Annotated in this window: 17 protein-coding genes; 15 read left to right on the top strand and 2 right to left on the bottom strand. The window is 61.1% G+C overall.

Going from position 1 to position 24402, the window contains the following annotated elements; all coding sequences use genetic code 11:
• Window positions 1-57 precede the first annotated feature (57 nt).
• The gene (locus tag XpruCFBP8353_RS19805; protein WP_243391173.1) at window positions 58-834 is read right to left on the bottom strand and encodes a uroporphyrinogen-III synthase; all 777 of its coding nucleotides are present in this window, start codon (window positions 832-834) and stop codon (window positions 58-60) included.
• 204 nt (window positions 835-1038) lie between these two features.
• On the opposite strand from XpruCFBP8353_RS19805, the gene XpruCFBP8353_RS19800 reads away from it, so the two are divergent.
• From XpruCFBP8353_RS19800 to XpruCFBP8353_RS19775, 6 genes are all read left to right on the top strand, one after another.
• The gene (locus tag XpruCFBP8353_RS19800; RefSeq protein ID WP_101364762.1) at window positions 1039-1848 is read left to right on the top strand and encodes a glycosyltransferase family 25 protein; all 810 of its coding nucleotides are present in this window, start codon (window positions 1039-1041) and stop codon (window positions 1846-1848) included.
• Between the two features lie 250 nt (window positions 1849-2098).
• Window positions 2099-2569: a YiiD C-terminal domain-containing protein gene (locus tag XpruCFBP8353_RS19795; protein WP_101364818.1), complete on the top strand. Its 471-nt coding sequence runs from the start codon at window positions 2099-2101 to the stop codon at window positions 2567-2569.
• 28 nt (window positions 2570-2597) lie between these two features.
• Window positions 2598-3020, top strand: coding sequence for a hypothetical protein (locus XpruCFBP8353_RS19790; protein WP_101364761.1), 423 nt, complete (start codon window positions 2598-2600; stop codon window positions 3018-3020).
• A gap of 75 nt (window positions 3021-3095) precedes the next feature.
• A complete protein-coding gene (locus XpruCFBP8353_RS19785; RefSeq protein ID WP_101364760.1) occupies window positions 3096-3530 on the top strand; it encodes a rhodanese-like domain-containing protein in 435 nt (144 codons plus the stop codon).
• Between the two features lie 109 nt (window positions 3531-3639).
• Entirely contained in the window at window positions 3640-4155 is a 516-nt protein-coding gene (secB, locus tag XpruCFBP8353_RS19780; RefSeq protein ID WP_055853720.1) for a protein-export chaperone SecB, read from the top strand.
• A 16-nt stretch (window positions 4156-4171) separates the two neighbouring features.
• Window positions 4172-5197 carry an NAD(P)H-dependent glycerol-3-phosphate dehydrogenase gene (locus tag XpruCFBP8353_RS19775; protein ID WP_101364759.1) on the top strand — a complete coding sequence of 342 codons (1026 nt, stop codon included), beginning with the start codon at window positions 4172-4174 and terminating at the stop codon, window positions 5195-5197.
• A gap of 326 nt (window positions 5198-5523) precedes the next feature.
• Here XpruCFBP8353_RS19775 and XpruCFBP8353_RS19770 read toward each other — a convergent pair whose 3' ends face one another.
• The gene (locus XpruCFBP8353_RS19770) at window positions 5524-6120 is read right to left on the bottom strand and encodes an OmpO family porin (protein WP_101364758.1); all 597 of its coding nucleotides are present in this window, start codon (window positions 6118-6120) and stop codon (window positions 5524-5526) included.
• Window positions 6121-6414: 294 nt separating this feature from the next.
• Between XpruCFBP8353_RS19770 and XpruCFBP8353_RS19765 the strand changes: the two genes are divergently transcribed.
• The 9 genes from XpruCFBP8353_RS19765 to XpruCFBP8353_RS19730 form a co-directional block, all read left to right on the top strand.
• Complete coding sequence (locus XpruCFBP8353_RS19765; RefSeq protein ID WP_101364757.1) at window positions 6415-6975, top strand: tetratricopeptide repeat protein; 561 nt, start codon at window positions 6415-6417, stop codon at window positions 6973-6975.
• A gap of 3 nt (window positions 6976-6978) precedes the next feature.
• Window positions 6979-7365, top strand: coding sequence for a hypothetical protein (locus tag XpruCFBP8353_RS19760; RefSeq protein ID WP_101364756.1), 387 nt, complete (start codon window positions 6979-6981; stop codon window positions 7363-7365).
• Window positions 7362-8171 carry a glycosyltransferase family 9 protein gene (locus tag XpruCFBP8353_RS19755; protein ID WP_243391174.1) on the top strand — a complete coding sequence of 270 codons (810 nt, stop codon included), beginning with the start codon at window positions 7362-7364 and terminating at the stop codon, window positions 8169-8171. The genes XpruCFBP8353_RS19760 and XpruCFBP8353_RS19755 overlap by 4 nt, the downstream gene beginning before the upstream one ends.
• Before the next feature lie 99 nt (window positions 8172-8270).
• The gene (locus XpruCFBP8353_RS19750; RefSeq protein ID WP_101364755.1) at window positions 8271-21674 is read left to right on the top strand and encodes a LysM peptidoglycan-binding domain-containing protein; all 13404 of its coding nucleotides are present in this window, start codon (window positions 8271-8273) and stop codon (window positions 21672-21674) included.
• Window positions 21674-22069 (top strand): hypothetical protein, encoded by a 396-nt coding sequence (locus tag XpruCFBP8353_RS19745; protein WP_101364754.1) that lies wholly within the window; start codon window positions 21674-21676, stop codon window positions 22067-22069. Before XpruCFBP8353_RS19750 ends, XpruCFBP8353_RS19745 begins: the two co-directional genes overlap by 1 nt.
• Before the next feature lie 96 nt (window positions 22070-22165).
• Entirely contained in the window at window positions 22166-22372 is a 207-nt protein-coding gene (locus XpruCFBP8353_RS19740) for a hypothetical protein (protein WP_101364753.1), read from the top strand.
• 7 nt (window positions 22373-22379) lie between these two features.
• Window positions 22380-23666, top strand: coding sequence for a hypothetical protein (locus XpruCFBP8353_RS19735; RefSeq protein ID WP_133125683.1), 1287 nt, complete (start codon window positions 22380-22382; stop codon window positions 23664-23666).
• Window positions 23663-24016, top strand: a complete 354-nt coding sequence (locus XpruCFBP8353_RS23535; protein WP_133126108.1) for a hypothetical protein — start codon at window positions 23663-23665, stop codon at window positions 24014-24016. The genes XpruCFBP8353_RS19735 and XpruCFBP8353_RS23535 overlap by 4 nt, the downstream gene beginning before the upstream one ends.
• Window positions 24017-24177: 161 nt before the next feature.
• Window positions 24178-24402, top strand: a 225-nt coding sequence (locus XpruCFBP8353_RS19730) for a hypothetical protein (RefSeq protein WP_133125681.1), incomplete at its 3' end; no start/stop codon positions are given.

The raw sequence follows: 24402 nt of genomic DNA, 5'->3' as shown, positions 1-24402 counted from the left end.
CCGCCACAGCATGGCGTGCAGCGGCGGAGACCCGCAAGCTGTGCTTGAGCTCGCAGTTCAGCAAGGTCGCGATGGTGTCACGATCGCTGCGGCAGCAGCGGCAAGCTGTACTGGCAGCGGGCCTTGTGCGCGTATGCGATGGATGAAGCCAGCGGCGTGCGCGGCATCCAGCATGCGATCGCTGGACGCGACCACCGGCCGCTGTTGCCATCTTTCAATCAGGGCGGCAGGCAGCTGTTGCAGGATTAGCGTCAGTGCCTCGGCGCTGCTCAACGCCAGCACGCTGCGCGGCAATGCGAGCGAGAAGGCGTGCATGGCCGATGCGCGCAAGCGCAGCGGGACGCGTTGATAGACATCGGCACGCACAATGCGCGCACCGCGCTGTTCCAGCGTCGGCGCCAGCATGCCGCGTCCGCCGGGTGCGGTGATCAGCCCGACGGCCTGCAGCGGCGACTGCAGTAGCGGCAGCGCTAGCAGTCCTTCGCTATCCATCCGCGTCGGGCGCACCACGGTGTCGATGCCGCAGGCCTGCAATGCGCGCGCAGTGCCATCGCCCACGCTCACCCAGTGCGCCTGCGCCGGGCGCTGCAGCGGCACCAGACGATGCGCCGCCTGCACGGCCGCCGGGCTGGTGAACACCGCAATCGGTGCTGCCAGCGCCTGCCGCAGCGCATCGTGCGCCTGTGCGGTGTCGTTGGTCTGCAAGCGCCACGGCGACAGCGCAAGTACCCGTCCGCCATGCCGCGCAACTGCCCGCCTTAGCGGCGCATGTTCGCCGCTGGGGCGCAGCGAGATCAGGGTCCAGGCAGCATCGGGATGGGCAAGGCCGGTCATGGCGTGATTATGCGAGAGCGCTGCCACCTGCAGCGCAATGTCGCTGCATCTAGAAGGATGCCAGTGCGAATCGATGGCGAAGTGCCGGCAGCGGGAGCGATGTTTGGACACCCTGACTGGCGCCCTTCGTCTCAGTCCAGAACCTATTGCAACCGCGGGGAATCCCGTCACGATCCTGGCCGACAACCGTGCTGGAGTGGCGTAGTGATCAAGTCCTACCTTATCAACATGCAGCGCAGTAGCGACCGGCGACAGGCCATGTCGGCGCGCTTCGATGCGCTGGGCCTGCCGTTCGAGCGCATTGCTGCCGTGGATGGCGCCACGTTGACGGCCGAGCAGATCGCCGACTTCGTACGCGAGCGTCCACTGGAAGCATCGGGCGATGCCTTCAGCACCGGCCCGCGCAAGTGGACAGCGTCCAACATCGGATGCTTTCTCAGTCATCAGGCGGCGTGGCGCATTGCGGCCGATTCCGCTGACGCGTACACCGCGATTTTCGAAGACGACATGCATCTGTCCGATGCGCTGCCGGCGCTGTTGCGTAGCACCGATTGGCTACCGGGCGGCAACAGCATCGTGCGCCTGGAGCCGTCCTACAACCGCATCAAGCTCGATGCGAAGGTTGCCGACGTCGCCGGGCGGCAACTGCGCCTGGTGCGCCCATCGACGTATCAACATTGCTGGCCGGTGTGCGCGGGTGCGCTGATCATCAGCAGGGATGCCGCACGATTGCTGCTGGCTGCGGAGGCGCGCTGGCACACCATGGCCGATATTTTTTTGTTCGGTTGGAATGAGTCGCCAGTCGCGCACCAACTGTCCACGTATCAACTCTCGCCGGCCGCTTGTATCCAGGACAAGTTCTTCCATCCGGCGGCGGAAAACATCGTGTTCACCAGCACGATCGATGTGCCGCTGACGCAAGCGCAAAAGCGGCGCAGCACGCATTGGAAAGCCAAAGCCACGGCGTTGCTGCGGGTGGCGCAGGGCTATCGCAAAGTGGTGTTTTCGCCTTAGCGCAGGGAGCGGTGGTTGCCAAGGCCCTGGCAGGCACGCGGTCGGCCTGGCGTGCTGATTGCGTGCCCTCCGCTCTGGCATGCGGTTTCGGTCGATCTGTTGCATGCAACGACCAAGCGCAGCCGGCCCGCGCGTTGCGTGCGGCGATGACTGCATTCACCATGCGGTGCCGCATGTCACGCGAGTGCACAAGACGCTTGCAGAACATTGCGGCATGATGCCGCCCTTCGCCGTCTTTCAGTCTTTGCCGATGCCTCCTTCGTGCACGCTCGCATCCGCCCTGCAGTCGCTGCAGTCGCAGTTCATCGCCATGCCACCGGTGCTGTCGATGGGCATTGCCGTCGATGGTTTGCACGATGGTGCGCTGCGCTTGCGCGCGCCGCTGCAGGCCAACGTCAACGACAAGGCCAATGCATTCGGCGGTAGCCTGGCCTCGCTGATGACACTGGCCAGCTGGGGCTGGCTGACCTTGCAACTGCAGTTGGCCGGACACAGCGCCGATGTCTACGTTGCCGACAGCCAGCTGCGCTACGTCGCGCCGGTGTACGAAGACCTGGTGGCCAATGCCGAGCCGTCCGAGCTGGGGAGCTGGGAGGCGTTTCTGGCAACGTTCCGGCAGCGCGGCAAGGCGCGCATCGGCATGCGTGCGCAGATCGCGCTGGGCTCGGGCGCCGCGGCGGCCACGTTGAGCGGGCGCTTCGTGGCGTTTCCAAAGCGGTAGGATGCGCGCTGGATCAGGGGGAATACGCATGCGTGCAATCATCACAACGGTCGTGCTGCTTGGGCTGGCGATGCTGAGCGGGGTCGTCAACGCCGGCAGCCGCGCCCAGGCGCGCGCGCTGGAAACCACCCAGGCCGCCTATACGGCCGCCGTGCGCTGGAACGATTTCGACGCCGCGCAGGGCTTCGTTGAGCCGGCGTATGCCCAGGCGCATCCGCTCAGCGACCTGGAACGTTCGCGCTACGAGCAGATACAGATCTCCGGCTACCGCGAGGTGCGCGTGGGCGAAGATCCCAATGGCGACCTGCGCCGCGAGGTCGAATTGCGCGTGATCAACCGCAACACCCAGGCCGAACGGCTGGTGCGCAGCATCGAGATCTGGCGCTGGAATCCCGAGCAGAAGCGCTGGTGGCTGGCCAGCGGTCTGCCCGATTTGTGGAAAGGCCAATAGCCTGGCCCCTGCGCGCTGGGCGTCGCGTGCGCCAGCTGTGCGACAATTCCCGCCCGCTCGACTGACCCTGACCCCGTGAATTTCGAAGAGCTGCAGGCCTTTGTCGGCCGCAACCCCATGTTGTCGCTGGCCCTGGTGGGCCTGACCATCGCCCTGATCGTCACCGAGGTCGCGCGCCTGTTCCGCGGCTATCGCGCGCTCACGCCGGCCCAGCTGACCCGTCTGATCAACAGCGACAACGCGCTGGTGATCGACCTGTCGCCGACGGCCGATTTCGAAAAAGGCCACATCGCCGGCAGCCGGAATGTGGCACTGGCCAAGTTCGACCCGGCCGGCAAGCTGCTGGCCAACGCCAAGGCCTCGCCCGTGGTGGTGGTCTGCCGCAGTGGCACCACCTCCGCTGGTGCAGCCAAGACGCTGAAGAAAGCCGGTTTCGAGCAGGTCTATTGGCTCGAAGGCGGTGTCGCTGCCTGGCAGATGGCCGAGCTGCCACTGATCAAGGGCCGCTGATCCGCCTTGTGCGGCGCCCGGCAAGCCCCCATTGCTGGCGTGAGAGACTCGCGCTTTCACGTCTGCATCACTCAACGCTGCATCCACCGAACCGTTTCTGGAGTTAGGAATGTCCGACGAAATCCTCAACGGCGCCGCTGCGCCGGCCGACGCCGCTGCTGGCCCCGCCTTCACCATCGAAAAGATTTACGTCAAGGACGTGTCCTTCGAATCGCCGAACGCCCCGGCCGTCTTCAATGACGCCAACCAGCCGGAGCTCCAGCTAAACCTCAACCAGAAGGTCCAGCGCCTCAACGACAACGCTTTTGAAGTGGTGTTGGCCGTGACCCTGACCTGCACCGCCGGTGGCAAGACTGCCTATGTGGCCGAAGTGCAGCAGGCCGGCGTGTTCGGCCTGGTCGGCCTGGAGCCGCAGGCGATCGACGTGCTGCTCGGCACCCAGTGCCCGAACATCCTGTTCCCGTACGTGCGTACGCTGGTCAGCGATCTGATCCAGGCTGGTGGCTTCCCGCCGTTCTACCTGCAGCCGATCAATTTCGAAGCCCTGTATGCAGAAACCCTGCGCCAGCGTTCGCAGGGCGAAGGCACCTCGCTGGCCGATTCCGAGCCGGCTGGCAACGCCTAAGCCTTAGATTGCGCCGATGAGCGATTCGACCCACAAGATCGCCGTTCTCGGCGCCGGTTCCTGGGGCACGGCCCTGGCCGCGCTGCTCGCCAGACACGGTTACTCGACCGTGCTCTGGGGCCGCGATGCGGCGATGGTGGACATCATCGACCGCACCCATGAGAACGCGCGTTATCTGCCGGGCATTCCACTGCCCGACAGCCTGCGTGCCACCACCGACCTGCAGGCGGCCGTCGCTGACGCCACCTGGATTCTGGTGGTGGTGCCCTCGCATGCGTTCACCGAGACAATCCGGCTGATCGCACCGCTGCGCCCAGCGGACGCGGGCGTTGCCTGGGCGACCAAAGGGTTCGAACCCGGTTCCGGGCGGTTTCTGCATGAAGTGGCACGCGACATCCTCGGCCCCAGCGTTCCGCTGGCCGTGGTGACCGGGCCCTCCTTCGCCAAGGAAGTCACGCTCGGCCTGCCGACGGCCGTCACCGTGCACGGCGACGATGCGACGTTTGCCCAAGTGGTGGCCGACGCGATGCATGGCCCCACTTTCCGCGCCTACACCGGCGACGACATGGTGGGCGCCGAACTGGGCGGTGCGATGAAAAACGTGCTGGCCGTGGCTACCGGCGTGGCCGATGGCATGCAGCTTGGCCTCAATGCACGCGCTGGTTTGATCACACGTGGCTTGAACGAGATGCTGCGTCTGGCGGCGGCGATCGGCGCACGTCCGGAAACCCTGATGGGCCTGGCCGGTTTGGGCGATCTGGTGCTCACCTGCACCGGCGATTTGTCGCGCAACCGTCGCCTGGGTCTGGCGTTAGGCCGTGGGCAGAGTTTGAACGATGCGATCCGCGAGATCGGCCAGGTGGTCGAATCGGTGCAGACGGCCGACGAGGTCATGCGCCAGGCCGAACACCACGGCATCGAGCTACCCATCTCCAACGCGGTGCGCGCGGTATTGCATGGCGAAATCACTCCGGAAGCAGGCTTGAAGGAATTGCTAGCACGCGAGCGCAAGCCCGAATATCCGCAGACCTTGTTTACCTGACGACACAGCGGCACTTGGGTGCCCATTGCGAAGATGCAGAACAAAACGCCCGGCACTGCCGGGCGTTTTGTTGATTGGCTGTTGCACGGCGTACGTCGAGCTTCGGCGGATCAGGCGTCAGGCATTGCTACGCACCCAACGCGGACGCGGCCACTTCCTCGTGGCAGGTGCACCGTTGGCGAGGATTCCCCAGTGCAAAGCGCCGCGTTAGGCAACGTGTGCGGACACACCGCCAACCGATCGCCCAAAAGAAAGAAGCCCGGTCGGGGGACCGGGCTTCCAATGCAACGCGGGAGAGAGAGTCGCGTTGCAGTTCAACGTGCGGCTTACCAGCTGAAGCGCGGGCCGACCGACCATTCCTTGTTGCCGTCGCCATCCATACGGATGTCGCCGTTGATGCCCCAGTTCTGGTTCAACTTCACCTGGGCGCCAAGGCGGCCGTAGAAGTTGTCACCGATGTCGATGCCACGCTTCTTGGAGAAGTCTTCGTAACCAGCCAGCGCATAGACTTCGAAGTGCTCGCCGAAGGCGTTACGCAGACCGGCTTCAACGCTGTAGCCGTCGAAGTTGATGTTCGGGGTGTCCAGGTCCAGCTTGCGGTACGCAACGCGGGCGACGAAGTCCGTGCTGGTGGCGATTTCGTGGTTGAAGCCCACGCCAACGCCCCACTGCTGGAAGTCGGAGTTGGTGTTTTCGAACACGTTGTTGTTGTCGTCAGCATTCTGCTTGCTGTAATCGCCGAACACGTGGAAGTTCGGAGCGACAGCATAAGATGCCTTCACGCCCCAGCCGTCCGCATCGCGGCCTTCGGTCGGAGTGCGCACGTAGTCGCCTTCGACGAAGTTGTAGGAGAGGTTTTCAGCAGCCGAAGCCGCAAACGGCAGAGCTGCGAGAAGGCCGAGGGCCAGCAAAGAAGTCTTCATGATCGGGATACCTGTACTTATTTGATTGGGCCGGCGCTGAGGCGAATGCCGTTCGCTGCCGAGATGTAAATTCTCCGTTATTCGATGGAACGCGACATGAATTCTGGACTGACCAGTTGATGAATCATCGCGCCAGATTCAGCTGCGCTTTCTTGTGTTGCACGAGAAACCCACCTGGCGCTAGCGAAGTGTGACGACGATCGAGGCGCTCATGGACCGGCGGTACGACGCTAAACTCTTGGCGCCCGGGCGGGATAGTGAGATTGAACGTCCATACTTTGAGTAGAGATCGACATGACACAGCAAGGCACAGAGCAGCTTCTCGCGCGCGCGGCGCAGGCCATGCTGGATGCCAATGATGCAGAATCGCTCGCAATCCTTGGCGCACTTCTAGCGCAAGACCCGGAATGCGCACAGGCGCACTATCTGCTCGGTGCACAGCGTGCTCAGCTGGGCGATCTGGATCTCGCCGAGCAAGCATTCCATCGTGCACTGCAGTTGTCTGCGGAATTTCCGATGGCGCGCTTTCAACTGGGTCAACTGTTGCTGGTCACAGGCCGCAACAGCGATGCGGTTCAGATGCTGACACCATTGGCCGAATCAATCGAAGGCGCGATCGGTAGCTATGCAAGCGCTCTGATCTCGATTGCCCATGACCATGTGGATCTTGCCATCTCGCAACTGCAGATGGGGTTGACTCAGGGGCAGCCGATCGCCGCATTGCAAGCGGACATGCAACGCCTCGTGCAGTTGCTGTCGAGTACCAATGGGTCGCTCGCGTCCACGCAGGCCGACACCGGCGCTACGTTACCTGGTGCGTCCATGTTGCTGTCCAACTACAGCCGCTACAACTAGAACATGGAGATAAACCCTCTATCGCCGACTGCTGCATTAATCGCGGCGATTCGTGGAGAAACGGCTCGTGGGCGCAAGACGGCTTCCCACTCAGGCGTGACGAACCGAACATCGGAAGGCACCCGTACGAGGCAGGCCAATTCCACTGCACAGCTTGAGCGTCAGCTGGCGCAGATCGCCAGTGAGGTCACGGGCAACGATCTGGCAGCGGTACGCCGCGCGCGGCCATTGTTGATACGCCAAGTGTTGCTCTGGGAGTTCGGCCGGGCATTTCGCGAGCATCCCGAATGGACGCCGATCACGCAGCGCATCGAAGCAGCGCTCGACACCGCGGATCCTGGCGGCCATGCGTTCTTGGGCTTGCTGCGTTCACTGCAACGCAAGAGTTGAAAGACCACGTGATTGGCGATGCATCGTCATCACTCCTGCTCGCGAGATGGTCGCCTGACGGCATTGTCTTCCCGATGGAAGGTGCACATACCGGCGACCTGGTGATGGCGCTTCCCGCAATCGGCGCCGCGCTTCAAAACGGTCCGGTCGCTGTGCTCGGGTTACGTCCGAACTACTACCGCTCGCTACGACGATTGCCTATCCATTTTCGCTTTCACGTCGATGGTGGGCGCGTGCTCAGGCCGCATTGGCGAGCGAACTTACAACCAACCGACGTTTGGCTACAGAGTCTGTCGCAGGATGCAGCTCCGGTCAGAATGGAAATTCCTACCGAAGATGGGCCATGGGTGACGCATCTCATGCCTGGGTCGTCCTGGGTCGTGTTTAGCCCATGGGCCGATTTTGCTCCAAAACGTTGGGAGCCTGATCGCTGGCGAGCGCTCGCACGCTATGTAACGCAGCGAGGATTCCAGGTGGCGATCGTCGGTCCACCCCAGGCGAAAGCGCTGGCCGATGGCATTGCCGGTGATACGCACGTCAATCTGGTTGGCATGGACACCCCGGAGAACTGGCCGGCATTGCTGCGACGTGCCTGCCTGGTGGTCACGGTGGACAGCGGGCCGCTGTACTTCTGCGACGCGATGAACGTTCCCGTCATCGGATTGCATGGTGTCACGCAGCTGAGTGAGGCCGGCCCTTACTGGGACAACACGCTATGCGTGGAAGCCAATGGGATGGCCGCACTATTGGTCGATGCGGTCACGGCCTCTTTCGAACGTTGGGTGGCTGGCATTGGTCGCCCCTAAATGGCTCACCACCAGGCCTAAACTAATTTCTGTGCCCCGGGATTGTAGGGAGGTAACGGCGAAAGAGCGCCGACCGACAATCCATTAGGAGCTAAGGGCATGGTGGCAGTGTTTACGGGCAATGGACTGGGACTGTTCGACAGTTCTCTTGCTGCCCTCGGGGCGACAACCGGTGGTACCGCCTCGCTGGGTCAGGGACGCGACCGGCAATACGTCAATGTGGCTCAGGGCAATCTTGTGCTGCAGGCGGCCGACGAGCACCTAAACTTCCGTGGCCTGTCGGTTGGATTGAATCGCACCTACAACAGCCTGGGGCAGCTCTCCGATGTGGGTGCCGATGGCTGGCTGACGGGCTTCGAGCGCAAGATCAGCCTGATCGGCACACTTAATACCGCCGGTTCGCGCGCACGGTTGCAACAGGGCGACGGCAGCACCACCGAGTTCCAATACGACACGACCACCCACAGGTATGTATCTACCGCCGGAGCGGGCGCACACGACACGCTGTCCTGGGATGCCGAGTCCAAGACCTGGACCCTTACCGAAGGTAGTACGCGTCGCCAGGAACTGTTCGCCGATCATGCCGACGCCACCGCGCAGGGGCGGTTGCTCAAGATCGTTGCAGGAACCACGGACGGAGGTGCCTCGGCAGCCTTTGATGTGACCTACACCATCGATGGCCGCGTTGCCGCGGTCGTCCAGGTTGATGGCAGCGCGAATGGCGATGCGATCGTGTTTTCCTATGATGCTCAAGGTCGCCTTGCATTGGTTGGTACCCGGCAGGCGGGTGTCATCCAGCATCAAGTCGGCTACGAGTACGACACCCAGGGCCGTTTGACTGCCGTGGTCACCGACCTGACGCCGCAGGACGACAGCGACAACCTCTGGAACACCGCGGACCGGGCGGCCAACGACGGCCACTTGTTCCGGACCGAATACAGCTATGTCGATGCGACCAGCCTGAGGATCGCCTCAGTACGCCAGAGTGACGGGGTGGTGACCCGTTACAGCTATCAAAGCGATGGCCGTTTGGCCAGCGTGGCATATGGCGAAGGCGCTCAAGCGCAGGCCTATACCCTGACCTATGCCACCGATCAGCGCCAGACCGATATCACCGATGCAGCGGGGCGCAGCTGGAGCTACCGCTTCGATACGGCGGGCCAACTGCTGGAGGTGCTTGCTCCGCCAGTGAGCGGCCAGCGTGATGTCACCAGCTACACCTATGACGCTGCAGGCAACCTCACCTCGACCAAGCAAGCACGCGGCAGTGCTGTACTGACGCAGGTCACCTATATCTATGATGCCAGCGGCAATGTGCTGCGCGAAACCAACAAGGCCGGCGAAGTCACGATTCGCGCTTATTCGGCGCAGAACCAGGTGCTTTCGGAAACGCGTTACCTTGCCGGCGCCACCAATTTCAGCACCGCAGAGCCCCCAGTAGCGGGCGCGCTGCGCACGCGTTACGTCTACGACAGTCAGGATCGGCTGCGTTTCATCGTCGATGCCGAAGGCCGTGTGAGCTCTCTGGACTACGCAAGCAGCGGCACAGGCGTAGGCCAACTGGCAAGCCGGCGCAGTTTTGCCAATGCAAGCTACGTCGGCACGGCGTACACCGAGGCGGCGCTGCAGGCCTGGTCGGCGCCATTGCTCGCAGACAGCGGCCTGGTGGAATACAGCTACGATCCGAATGGACGCCTAGCGCTGACGGTTGCCTTCGCCCAGGTCGATGCCAACGGCGTGGGCATGCGCGATGAGGCCACGCTGACCACGTGGTCCACCTACGACGGCCAGGGGTTGTTGCTGCGCAAGGCTACCGTGCGCGGCACTGTGGAAGCACCGATGCTGAGCGAAATCGTGGACTACTCCTACGATGGCATGGGCCGGCTGCTGGGCACCGTGCAGAGTCAAGGCGTACCCCTCGACTCGCCTGTTCCGACAGACCCGACAGACCCGACAGATCCGACAGATCCGACAGATCCGACAGATCCCGCAGACCCCGCAGATCCGGTTGATCCTACGGATCCAGTTGATCCTCCTCTCGTCCCGGGCACCCCGGTGCCCGTGCGTACCACCACCTACCAGTACCTGGACAGCCTGGGGCGCATTGCCATCGCACAGACTGCCGGAGCAACCCAAATCCAGGTGCGCGACAGCGCCGGGCGCACGACCACCACAACGTTGGACGATCCGACAGCCGTCGGTGCTGCACGCACGCAACGCTACATCTATGACGCTGCCGGCTTGCTGCGCGCATCCGAAGATGCGCTAGGTGGGCGCGTCTATCAGTTTTACGACGAAAAGGGCCGGCTGGCGGCGCAGGTCGATGCCACGGGTACGGTCATCGGCTACAGCTACGATGGTGCGGACCGGGTGATCGCCACAACCGCGTATGCCAATCGCGTTACGACGTCCAGCTGGCTGATCGATGCCCAGGTTGTCCCGACATTGGTATCCCAAATCGGTTTAAAACTCGATAGCGCTAACGACCGCGTTACCCTTCGCAGCTACGACGATGCTGGCCGTGTTCTTACCGAAACCAGCGCAGTGGGCACCGTCACCCGCTACACGTACGACGGTGCCGGGCGCCTGGTCACCACGACCATCGGCACCGGCACCATCGCGCGGGTCTCGCGTAATTTCTACGATGCCTCTGGCTTGCTAACGGGCACGCTGGACGCAGAAGGCTTTCTGGTCGAGCGTGGCTACGACAAGGCAGGGCGTCTGGTTCGCACGACTGCATACGCAACCGCCACAACGGCCAGCCTGCGGGCTTCCGGCACGCTACAGCAGTTGCGTCCAAATGCAGCAGACGCAGACCAGACCACGCGCCTTTTCTACGATGGCCGCGGTAACTTGATCGGCCAACTCGATCCGGAAGGCTACGTCACCGAATACGTGTTCGACGAGGCCGGCAACAGCCGAGCGACCTTGTCTTACTACAAGCAAGTGCAGGCTGCGGCGCGCGAAGGCAGTTGGACAGTTATTCGCCAGCAGGTCGCGGAGGTGGCCGATGAGGCCGCCTATCGGCAACAGCGTCGGCAGTTCAATTGGCTGGGCCAGCTGGAAACTGAGATCTCCACTAGTGGGCTGGTGACACGTTACACGTACGACACGGCGGGTCGTCTGGCGCAGACCGTCAGAGAAGACCGTCATAAAGACGAGTGGGGCCGGGAAACGGTCGATATCCGGGAAAACAAGCGTTTCTACAACGCATTCGGCGAGATTGTCTCCGAACTCGACGGTGTCGGGTCGGAAAAATTGCTCCAGGCGAAGACGGATCAGGAACGCCAGGAGTTGATCGCCCGTTACGCAACGCACTACGAGTACGACGCGTTGGGTCGAATGAGCCGCAGTACTAATCCCAACGGAGTGGCGACCTGGTTCATCCATGACGCCGAAGGGCGCCTGCGCTACACCGCACAGGGCATGTCCAGCGCAGAAGGCGTCAAGAATGCGCAAGCCGAAATCACTGAGTGGCGTTACAACGCATTTGGTGATCAGACCGAACAGATCCGCTATGTAGGCCGCCTGCAGCTGTCGGTGCCCGACAGCCGTCAGAGCCTGCAGGATGCGATCGGCACATTGTCGTTCAACGCCGCAAACGATGCTCGCCAGCAATTCACCTACAACGCGAACGGGCAGGTCATCACGATGACTGACACGCTCGGCGTTCGTACACTTCAGGCTTACAACATATTTGGCCAGCTCGAACGGGTCGAACGTGCCGCCGGTACCCCGCGTGGCACGGTCACGACCTATAGCTACGATCGTCGCGGCTTGCAGTTGCAGACCGTGCAGGATGCAGGCACGCGACGGCTCAACCTGACCCAAAGCACACGTTACGACGCATTCGGGCGCTCGGTCAGCCAGACCGATGCGCGCGGAGGCATCAGCACCTTCGCCTACGACAATAATGGCCGGCTCATTCAAACCTCGCGCCGTGTTGAGGGGCGTGACGAGATCACGGTCACCCGTTATGACGCATTCGCGCGCGCGCTGGAAATCACCGACGCAACCGGAAACACCGCACGTTTCAGCTACGACGATACGGAACTAGAAGTGCAGACCACCTCTGCGCTGGGTGTGGTGACTCGATCGCGTTACACCAAGTTCGGCGAGCTGCGGCAAGTGGAAGGAGCCAAGCCGGCGAGTTATACGTACGACGCAAATGGCAGGCTGGTTTCCTGGAGAGATGGTGCGGTCAATAAGAATCGTCAGTATGACGATGCCGGACGACTGATCTCCAGCGACGAGACCGGGCAACGCTTCAACTACGTCTACGATGACGCGGGCAGGCAGACCGCAAGCATCCAACCAAACTGGAGCTACAACCCAGAAACCGGTGCGGTCGAGATCCTGCCGAGCAGCCCTTCGACCCGTTATACGTATGATGCGCTCGGGCGTCAGCTTCGCGTGGTGGATGCCAGGGGGGTGATCACTGACTTCCGCTACGATCTGTCTGGCCAGTTGATCGAATCGACCCTCGACCCTAGCGGACTTGCGATCAAGACCACTTACGCGTGGGATGAGCTTGGTCGGCAAGTCTCAATCGTCGAGGGCGTAGGCACCACGGCTGCACGGACCACGCTCTATACATACGACGCGGCCGGAAGGCGCGTCAGAGAGGTTGTCGACCCGACCAAGCTCGCGTTGACAACGAGCTATACCTACGATGCCAACGGCAATCTTGTCGCGCGTCAGGACGCCAGCGGCAGTCTGACGCGCTACACCTACGACGAAGCTAATCGTCTACGGTTCCAGATCGATGGCATCGGCGCTGTGACCGAACATCATTACGATGCAGCAGGCCGCGTCGTGGCGACGAGGACGTACGCTCAGCCGGTCGCGCTCAGCAACACCACGCTTCAGGCGACAAGCGCGCAGCTGCAGGCTTTGATTGCGCGTAACGATGCGCGCGATCAACAACAGTACGTCGTTTTCAATGCCGACGGCCAGGTGTCGCTTACGATCGATGGCGCGGGTGCAACGGTTTCGTATGCGTACGATGCAAAGGGACGCCAAGTAAAGACAATCAGGCATATATGGCCGATCGCACTCGATAGCACCAAGAGACAGGCACTCGAGAGTGGTGAATCGAGCACAGACGGTGTTGAGGTGGAACTGGACTGGCGCGATTCTGTCGAGTGGAAAGCGTATTACGCCAGTGGTGCCGTCGCGGCGACTGTGGACGGCTCCGGCGCGGTCACGGAATTCTTCTATAACCGATCCGGGCTGCTCTCGGGTCGCAGGGACTATGCGCAAAGAATCGATCTTGACCAATCCACAGATCAAGACAATTATCAAAGCGTACGGCAACGGCTCGATCGTGGTGGATATGAAGCAGACGATCTAGGCACCAACTCTACGCAGTCGACTCTTGGTCTGGCGAAAAATCTAGATGATGGCTATCGCGAAGTCGGCTATATCCGCGACAGTGCTGGCCGGATCATCTACGAGGTCCAGACGATCAGCGAGTATATCGTCAGCGATAGAGATAGTTATCGAAACAGCTCTAAGCTTTCGGTAAAAGAATACGTGTACACCGCAACTGGTGAACTGTCGTCCGAGACGGTATACGGATTGGGTATTTTTGCACCGGGCGACGCGGGCGTGCCGATCCTTGGAAACTGGTGGGCTGATTCCCCGAATCTGCTGAAAGACAAATTGGCTGAGGCCGCCCAATACGAAAACAGGCAAATCCTCAGCCGTACTCGCAGCTACTATTATGATGCGGCGGGCCGGCAACGCTTTGCGATCGATGAAAGCGGTGCTGTGACGGAGCAGAAGTACGATGCGATGGGGCGCGTGATCGACAAACGTAGCTACGCAACGTTGCTGTCTTCTGCCCCGGCGACATTGGCCGAGGTTGAGGCAAGTGTAGGTAATGCCACCAGTTACCAAGGCGAATCGTTCCGTTACGATGCTGCTGGCCGTGTAATCTCTCAGACAGATCGCTTGGGGAAGGTCGACTCCTTCGGTTATGACGGCGCGGGCCGTATGATTCGCCATCAGGACCGCAATGGTGCGGTCTGGAATTACACCTACGACGCTGCAGGCAACAAAACCGCGCAGTTCAGTCCAGCCGTTACGGTCGCAACGGCCGATGCATCCGGCGTCGTGACCAGTACGCAGCGAAGCCTCGTCACGCGCTATACCTACGACGGGCAGGGCAATGTCACCTCGATGATCGAGGATGCCGACGGTGGTCGTCCTCGTGTCACCAGCTACGAATACGATAATCGCGGCAATCAGATCCGTACCATCTTTCCCGATGCCGGTCGTCTGGATGCCACAGGTCAGCTGGTCGCATCCGGCGAGCGCGCAACCGTCGAAGTCACCTATGACGCGTTCGGCAATGCGGTCATGCAGAAGGATGTGCGTGGCAAGTACAGTTACAAGGCCTACAATCCCGAGGGACGACTGACCTATGATGTGGATGCGGAAGGCTATGTCACCGGTTATGGGTACAACGCCTTTGGTGAACAGTCGCGATTGACGCGGTACGCGTACAAGGCGGACATGTCCACCGACAGCCCTGCTGAGAATCCGGAAACGATCGATCGCTACCTGCAATGGATTGGCTCATCCAGCGATCGAACGGTTTACACGTTCTATGATCGTGCTGGCCGCAAATCCAGCGTCGGCACGATGAATCTGATTGTGCCAGCGTTGGCAAGAGCATCTGACCAGGTGCAGGCAACGTACTGGGGCCAAGAGCCGGTGGAGCAAGACCTGGATTGGAGCGCTACCTCGCGCACGACGTTCTACTACGATGCGTTTGGGAATCTGACGAAAGAAGCGGTTCTGCTCGATCGGAACTACTGGGGAAACTACACCGATCTCGGCTATGGCAAGTACGCACTGACGTACCACGCGTATGACGCGAATGGCCGCGAGATCCGGCGGACGGATCCGGAGGGATATGTCACCACCTACGAATACACCGCCACCGGTCAACTTTCCAAACAGACCGAATATGCCAACCCGGTCCCCGAGGACGAGGCCGAAAAAATTCCTGCTGTCGATCCGTCCGACAGGGATCGCAGCACCACCTACATTTATGACGCCTTGGGGCGCAAAACATCAGAAACGGTAACGCGCCGTGCGCAGGACAGGTTCGGGGTCGCGAGTGTCGGCCCGCTGACCAATACCTACAGCTATGACGCTGAAGGTCGCCTCACCCAGTCGCGCATCAAAGATCAGATCGTCAATATGGCCTACGACGCGCTAGGGCGCATGGTGCTGACGCGAGAAGCTGTGCGCGGCGCTGTCAGTGCCGCAGCGTCCGGGTTGTTAGCGAGCGGTGACGTCTCCGGGATCGATGACGCCAAGCTGTATCAAGACGTCCTTCCGACCACGACCATGCGTTACGACGCATTCGGCAATCTGGTGGAACAATCCAGCGGCGCCGATGGCGCCGGTTGGGTCACCCAGACGTTTCGCTACGACTGGCAGGGGCGCAATATCTGGCAGCGCGATGTACTCGGCAACGAGTTGACGCGGACGTTCGATGCCGCCGACCGCGTTCTGGAAGAGCGTCGCAGGGTCAGCTATGCAACGTTTTCGCAGTCGGAAAGCGGCAGGTTCAACTACACCTGGCAGGCGGCAGCCGAGCTAGGTGAGTGGGCGTGGCTCAGCACGCGCTACAGTTACGACAACCAGGGGCAGCAGCTCAGCAAGCAGTCAATCCGTGAGAGCTTTGCGGGGGGCCAAAGCCTGGGCGAGGTGGTGGAGGCCAGCGAACGGGTGATCTATAACGCCTTCGGCGAGATCACGGTCAAAGACTTCCTCGGCGGATCCGAAGTCGATTATTCGATCGAGTACGATTACGACGAGCGCGGCAATGTCACCTTTTCCAACGCCGATGGTGTGCGACGTAATTTTAGATACGATGCGGGTAACCGACAGATTTCCGAATCGCATTATGTTGGCAATTCCGACTGGATGTCGCAGGCTGGCCGATATGTAGAGACGTCGCTTGACCTGGATCTTCTTGGTCGCGTCATCACACGCACGCAGTTGGGTCCGTGGACTGCCGGTATCTCGCAAGATGTGGTGACGCGCCATGGGTACGACCGCTGGGGCAACCAGACCTGGGTCATCGATGCCAAGGGCAACAGGACCGACTTTGCCTACAACGACACCAACCAGCTGATCTCGCAGACGGCGCCGGAAGTCAAGGTGGTCTCCGCTAGCGGCGTGACGACGTATGAGCGTCCGGTGATGCGCTGGTTCTACGATGCGATGGGGCAGCTGGTGGGCACGCGAGATGCCAACGGCAATGGCCGTCGTTACCAGTACGACATCCGTGGCCGACTGCTGAGCGAGGAGGACGCCACCGGCGGCATCAAGCGGTACCGCTACGACGCACTGGGCCGTCAGACACTATCGTCTGATGCGGACGGCACCTTGACCTTCAAGCAGGTGGATGCTGCCGGTCGGGTCGTCTCGGTATGGGCCGACAACGGCAACAAGGCCGACGGGCAGCGTAGCTGGCAGCAGGTGGAGAGCTACGTGCTGGACCAGGATGGCAATCGCCTGGTCAGCATCGACAGCAACGGCAAGGTGACCAAGGCGTGCTACGACAGCCAGGGCCGGATGATCCGCTCCGAGAGCGCCACCGGCGTGGTGATGGAGTACGCCTATGATTTGCGCGGCAACAAGATCCTGGAGCGCAATGCCTTGGCGGGCGCGCGCCACGCCACTGCGGTGGAAGGTCGCGACTGGAAGATCGATCGCGATGGCCAGCAGGTCTTCTTCGACGAAAAGACCTGGACCTACGACGCCTTCAACCGCGTCATCGACCACAACGACCTGAGTGGTCTGGATTATGACTACACGTATGATTGGAGCTCGGGCCAGCTGCTCTCTGTCTCCATCAGCGAGCGACCGGGCGGCTTGCTCAGAGCACTAGAAAGCTCGACTCAGATGGAACACGAGCCAGGTGAGCCGAGCGATCCCGGCGACCCAACGCCGCCAGCGCCAAGCTATGTCGAAAGTCAGCGGAATTATTTCTACAACGCCGACGGTTTGGTCGCGCGTATCGAAGAGCCGAGCAGCTCGTTCGATTCTGATGGTGGCGGGCGACGGACCAACATTACCTATTACGAGTATGACGCTAACGGCAACCGCACGCTGGAAGAAACCGCCAGTTACGACGCCAACAACCAGTTTTTGCGGGTCGCCACGCGCACCAGCTACGACGCCCACAACCGCATCGAGCGGGTGATCCAGGACGACCTGGTGGCGCAGCGCCGTCTGCTGGACGTGCGCTATTCCTATGATGCGGTCGGTAATCGCCGCCTGGTCGAGATGGGCAGTGCGTTCAACCCCGCGGGCGAGCAGCCGTCCAATGCGAGCTTCGAGGAGGGCAACCGAGGCTGGACGTCGGGCGAAGGCTGGGTGATCAGTCAGCGCGGCGCAGGTGGTGCGGCGAACACTGGCACCTGGGGCGCCGAGTTCAAGGGCTCCAACAAGGGGCCGCAGAGCATCACCAACAACAAGCGGGTCGCCGTCGTCCCAGGGCAGACCGTCACCGCCAGTGCAATGGTGCAGCAAGGTGCTTCCAGCGCCGGCAAGGCGTCTGCGTGCGTGCTGATCATCTGGTACGACGCCGCGGGCAATATGCTCACCGGCGGCGAAGGCCGTTCCTGGACCAGCGGCAATGTGGTCGACAGCGGTTCGAAGGGTAACTGGGGCAAGTCCGAGCTGACCACGACCGTGCCCCCCGGCGCGGCCTACATGGCCATCGCCGGCAACGCCAACAAGCGCGTCAGTTCCAACTCGCTGTGGATGGACGACTTCCAATGGACCATCGGTCCCGTTCCCAACCCGGCTCCGCTCAATGCCGGGATGGAGCAAGGCAGCAGCAACTGGCATCTGGACGAAGGCTGGACGATCGGTCAGGAAGGCGCTGGCGGCGATGCCTATACCGGCAGCTACAGCGCCCAGTTCAACGGCTCCAACAAAGGCCCCCAGAGCATCCTCAATCGCGAGCGCGTTGCGGTGGTCCCCGGGCAGGAAGTCAGCGCCAGCGTGATGGTGCAGCAGGGCGCCTCCAGCGCCGGCGATGCGTCGGCGCGGGTGCTGATCGTCTGGTTCGACATCGACGGCAACATGCTGCCCGGCGGCGAAGATCTATCGTGGTCCGGCGGCAACGTGGTGGACAGCGGCTCCGGCGGTGCCTGGCACAAGTCCTCGGTCACCGCCACGGCGCCGCCAGGGGCAGCCTTCATGTCCATCGCTGCCAGCGCCAATAAGCGCGCCGGCGGCGACCCGCTGTGGGTGGACGAGTTCCAGTGGACGTATACGCCGGTGCGGAGCGGGATCGACGAGTTGCCGGTCGACAAGGCGTACTGGTTCGACTACGACAAGGAAAACCGCGCCACGGTCAGCAATGGCGTGTTGCAGAACGGCCAGATCGTCATCACCAACGACGACACCAGCTCGCTGCAAAGCTACGACAGGGACGGCAAGGTCACCTTGCGCCAGTCCTTCGACAACGGGGTGCTCAAGCGCCAGCAGGTGTTCTACGACGACCAGGGCCGGGTGGTGCGCATCATGCAGACCCTGCCGGACAACGTCACCCGCCTGCTGGAGACCAGCCGCTACGATGCCTCCGGGCGCTTGCTGGAGCGGCGTCAATACGCCGATGACGGCTCTGCCAAGCGCATCGATGTCAGCAGCTACGATGCCGATGGCCGGCTGATCAGCCAGACCGCCTACGGCATCCCGATGGGCGGGGTGTATCAGCCGGTGGACGAGGAAGGCAACCCGCTGCCGATGCCCGACGACGGCCTGGAAGGGCTGCAGCTGCTCAGCGTGGTCAATTACCAGGACGGCACCGCGGCCACCGGCTACGACGCGGCCGGGCGCCTGCGCGGGTATCGCTACTCGCTGGTACGCAACGAGCAAGGCAGTGGCATGACCACGCCGGAGGGCTACACCCACACCTACCGCTACACCTACCAGGGCGCGGAGACCTACCTGACCAAGCAGGTGGTGGGCACCAGCACCAACGCCACCTTCAAGACCAGCAACAGCACCAGCACCTACGATGCCTGGGGCAAGCTGCTGTCGGTGCGCGAGAACACGCCCGGCGGCAAGGTCGATGACCGGCTGCGGTATTTCACGATGGATGCGGAGGGCAACATCCTGCGTCGCACCGAGGGCACGTTCGAGGGCGGCAAGTTCACCCAGGACGATGCCGCGCGCCTGCGCACCGAGCAATATGCGTTCGCCAACGGGCAATACGTGGCGGCCGGCCGCTTCGACGGCAAGACCGACGTGCTGGGGCAGATGAGCGCCTACGCCAGCACCGATGTGGGCACCTACAAGGTGACCGTGCAGGCCGGCGACACGCTGCGCGGGCTGGCGCAACGTCTCTACGGCAACAGCAACCTGTGGTACGTGCTGGCCGAAGCCAACGCCATCGACGACGACAGCGGCCTGGTGGCCGGTGCGACGTTGAACGTGCCGGACGTCAAGGCCAATACCAACGACGCGAGTACGTTCAAGCCGTTCAATGCCAGCGAGGCGATCGGCTCGACCACGCCATCGCTGCCATACATCCCCAAGCCGCCGGAAGCGGGGTGCGGCACGTTGGGGATGATCATCATGGTGGTTGTGGCCGTGGTGGTGACGTACTTCACTGCAGGAGCGACGAGCGGCTACTTCGCTGCGGCGTTCAGCGCGGCATCCAGTACTGCAGGTGCAGTTGCTGCCTCAGCTGCTACCTACGCTGTTGCGGGTGCAGCAGGATCAATCGCCAGTCAGGGCGTTGGCAGCGCGATGGGCCAGACGAGTTTCAGTTGGCGCAATGTGGCGGCAAGTTCCATCGCGAGCGCGGCAACTGCCGGCTTCAGCACCGCCGTGTCCGCGAGTGTGGGCCCCGTCGTCGGTGCGATGAGCACGGCAGCAGTCGGCAATGTCAGTAACTACCTTGCGAATCGATTGGTCGGTAACGAGGCGAGCTTCAGTTGGCGCAGCGTGGCAGCTAGCGCGGTGACTGCGGGTATCACGCAGCAACTGGCGCCGACGATTGCGCGGTCCATTGGTGTGGACACGATGAAGTACGGGCAGGCCATCGTTTCCGGAATTACGGGCGGTGTTGTCAGCGCGCATGTGCGGCAGGGACTGATTGGTGGAGCAGTGGACTATCGCGATGTCTCCATTGATGCGTTCGGCAATGCGCTGATGGGCTCGTTGATGCAGCGTGATCAGGCTGCGCGAGTGCAGCAAAGCAGCAGTTCTGCGCTAACCGCATCAAGTGGCGTTGATAGTGGTAGTGGCGCAACGTTCTATGATCCAGATTATCGGGCCGATTGGCTTTACGGCAATGGGGCTGCAAGCAGCCCAGCAGGCGCTGGTGCCGGTCTGGTGGAAATCGAGGCGATGCAACGTATGGTCCGGGAGCGCAGCGGCCTTCTGCCAACCAAGTCAGTGGATGCAGAGGGCCGGCCGGTTGGCTATTACGTTCCGGCAAATGCCGACATCGATGACGTCACCGGCAATCAGCTGATCCTCGATACCTTGGAATACAACCGTGGGTTGGCAGTACAAGGGATATCCATGCCTGTGCTGTTGCCATCGGTCAATGCACCGTACGCAGATTGGGTGTCTGCCAATCACGAATTGCAGGAATGGATCTACGGCAAAGAATCGTCAGTGCTCTCCATCACTGACCCTGCCAATGCGATCGATGCGGTGCCGTGGTCGCTCAATGAAGGTATGCAGGACAAGATTGCCGATATCAAGGACTACACCCTCAATGCGCCGAATGCGGCAATGGCCGCAGTTGGTGCTGGCACGTATGCGGTAGTGAGTCTTGCAGGAGCGCTGACCGAAGGTGTCACGAGTGGCGTACGTCTCGCGACCAACACGCAGATGCGCAAGCAAGCGATTCTTGGCGCTGCGCATGCGGTCACACACCCTGGCGAGACGATACGAGGCGCTGCAAACGGCTGGATGAACATGTCCGATGAGCAGCGGCTCCTGGCCGGCGGCAGCATGCTGGTCGGAATGGCGGCACCGGTCTCGCGGTTGGGTGCGCTGACTGAGGCGAGAGGGACCGTGGGCGGCTTGTCTTCGCGGATTAATTCGTGGGAGGATCTGGGTGTTCCAAACACGACAGGCATCAATCCGGCTGTAACTGCTGCTGAGCAGGATGTTGTGCTGTTTAGCAACAAGTTTCCGAACGATCCCATTGGAGACCCCAAGTTTGTACCGAAGGATCGACTCTCTGGAGTCAGTGGTAACTTCAACTACGTGGTCATAGAGGACGGTTCGCTGGTCGTGGGCAGGAGCGGGCACACTAGTCTGACCGGCGGTGCTGACGTTCAAGCGGCCGGCGAAGTTCAGTTGTACAACGGCAACATTAAGTGGATCGATAACTCTTCAGGCCACTATCGGCCTTTTGGTCCGACCCTGCAGCCAACAGCAGAGAATGCTTTCAATAGCATCGGCTTGGATGCGGCGGGCAAATTTAAGTATCGGAATTGGTGATGAACGCTTATCAGCGAGGAATCGTCGTGACAAATCTGGATGTGCTTGAAGGTGAGCTTCTCAAGGCTGAGAAGGTGCTGGATACGGAATATTCGTTTGAAAAAGCGGAGCCTAGCTATGTGCGGTGCTTGGAAATCATCAGCCATGCAGAGCACAAGCGCCCACAAATAGTGGCTTTGATCACCTCATTGTTTTCCAGTGGAAAGCTGAGTGATGAGCCTGTCGCGGTTCTTATGCACAAATTGCGATGGCCAGAAGTACGGCGGTGGGCGGAAGCTGAGCTTCACGCAATGGAAAACCCTAAGGCCAATGGCAGGCCTCTAGAAAAAATCATCGCTGCGTTCAACGATGACTGGGAGAACAAGGAGTTCTACCAGTTGTTTGCGGCGAAGTAACGCCAGGGGAAGCATCGTCATAGAAGCGCCCGCCTTGCGCGGGCGTTTTTTGTTTGGGCCAGGGCGCTGCCCCGAGACCCCTGCGGTGAATCCATCGTGTACGACGCCTGGGGCCGGCAAACGTTCGGCTCCGATGCCGATGGCACCCTGACCTTCAAGCAGGTGGATGCGGCCGGGCGGGTGGTCTCGGTGTGGGCCGACAACGCTCGCAAGGCCGACGGCAGCCGCCGCTGGCAGGTACACCGATCTGGCAGTCGACGCTTTCAGCAATGTGCTGGTCAACTCGCTGACACAGACACCTAGCACTGGCTTGTTCGATGCTGACACCGCAACCGCATCTAACAGCGGAGGAGGAGCACCTGGTAGATATGTCAGAGACCGTAATGGTGATTTAACGCTGGATACTGTTGAAGTGCGGGCCACACGCAGCACTACCTACAGTAACGAGATCCGCGCAAGCGATCAGCAACTCCGTGACCAAGCGTTGATGCCTGCGGTCGGTGCACAGACGGTGGAGAACATCCGTGCCGACCGTCGCCGTAGCAATGCCATTGACGTAGGAGCATTCCAACGCAGCAACGCGCTGGATATCGGTGCGATCAACGCCGCACGCATGGCGCCTGCGACTGCACAGCCGGTGGCGCCGATGCCGGTCAATCGGGAGACCATTCCGGTCGAGCCCAACAGCATCAGCGGGTGGGAAGTTGCAGGTTCCTTCGTTGAGGGCGTCGGCAATGCATTTGTAGGGGTTGGGCGCGAAGTTGCCGATACGCCGCTGCGGGTGGGCGACATGGTACTGGCTGCAGCAGCAGTGACCACAAACCTCTTTAGAGAAGAGGGTGACTATTGGCTGCCTGAGATGAACAGCGGCATGTCGCGTGACTACGAACGCTCAGGCCAGACGTGGGACCAGTTCGCGCTGGATCACAATCCGCTGTACGCCGCAACCGTGGGTCTGGGCACCGCGATTGGCAACGGGGCCGGTGCAGCGATTGTGGACAACGATTACCGTCCTCTCGCGAATTTGGGTGGAGAGTTTGCCGGCGGCTTGCTGGTCGGCAAGGCCATGAACCGATACGGCAACTATGGCGTGATGATTGATGACATTGGTGCCAGCGGGCTTGGGCGATCGCAGGCTGGCAGTGTTGGGGTTAGGTTTGGTAGGGTTGTGGAAAGTGCAGTCACACGAGAAGGTATCGTCGGTAGTCTGGGTGAGATAGTCGATTCTCATCTCCAGACTATTTCGAAGTTGGACGCGGACGCTTTGGTTGGCTTCCGTGGAAGCTTGGCTCGCGGATTCAAAGGTGAGCACAAGGGCGGAAAGCCATTCAATCCTGGCGACTTTGACGTTGATGCTTTTATTGTGAGCGACAAGCTGGCTTCCCAATTCGGGAGTAGAGTGCGTTTTCGCAGTGGGGCCGAGATTGATGGGGTTGCAGGCGTTCAGAATTCGATTGATAATTCCCTTCGCCAGAATCCCGCATTTAAAGGCCTTCGCGAAGAACCGTTTACGTTCCGCATATACACTCAGCAAGAGATTATGCGTCTTCAGGCCAAACCTGATGCGCAAATTTTCTTTCTTAAGCCCCAGCCATGATGAGTTTTTCTATGAAAAAGTTTGCACATGTTGGCATAGAGCCGGTAGGTGATTTGCCCGCGACAGCGGAAATATTAGGTAGTGTCCTTGGTGGTTTAATTTTTGTCGAAGACACCATGGGACGGTATTGTGAATTTCCTGCATATGTGGTTGAGCGTGATGGTCTCCGCTATGCATTGCTTGGAGTTCCCGCTCCAGAGAATGATCTCAGGGAGGAAAAAACAAATGACTTTGAATTGATGGTCGAACCTTCAATTCCGCAAGGCGATGGTGCGAAAACTGACATTTCGGATTCTTTGATTTCAAGAATAGAAGCAGAGGGGCGTTTGAAATGTTGGTCGCTGCAGTGAGAAATAGCTCGATTCTTTAGGGCTACACCCACACCTACCGCTACACCTACCAGGGTGCGGAGACCTACCTCACCCAGCAGGTCATCGGCACCAGCACGCACAAGGACTTCAAAACCAGCAACAGCACCAGCACCTACGATGCCTGGGGCAAGCTGCTGTCGGTGCGCGAGAACACGCCGGGTGGTAAGGTCGATGACCGGCTGCGGTATTTCACGATGGATGCGGAGGGCAACATCCTGCGCCGCACCGAGGGCACGTTCAAGAACGGTGTGTTCGAGCAGGATGATGCCGAGCGCCTGCGCACCGAGCAGTACGCGTTCGCCAACGGCCAGTACGTCGCGGCCGGCCGCTTCGATGGCAAGACCGACGTGCTGGGGCAGATGAAC

Source organism: Xanthomonas prunicola (assembly GCF_002846205.1).
Lineage (GTDB): Bacteria > Pseudomonadota > Gammaproteobacteria > Xanthomonadales > Xanthomonadaceae > Xanthomonas > Xanthomonas prunicola.
This window is presented reverse-complemented; position numbering and strand designations above follow the sequence as displayed.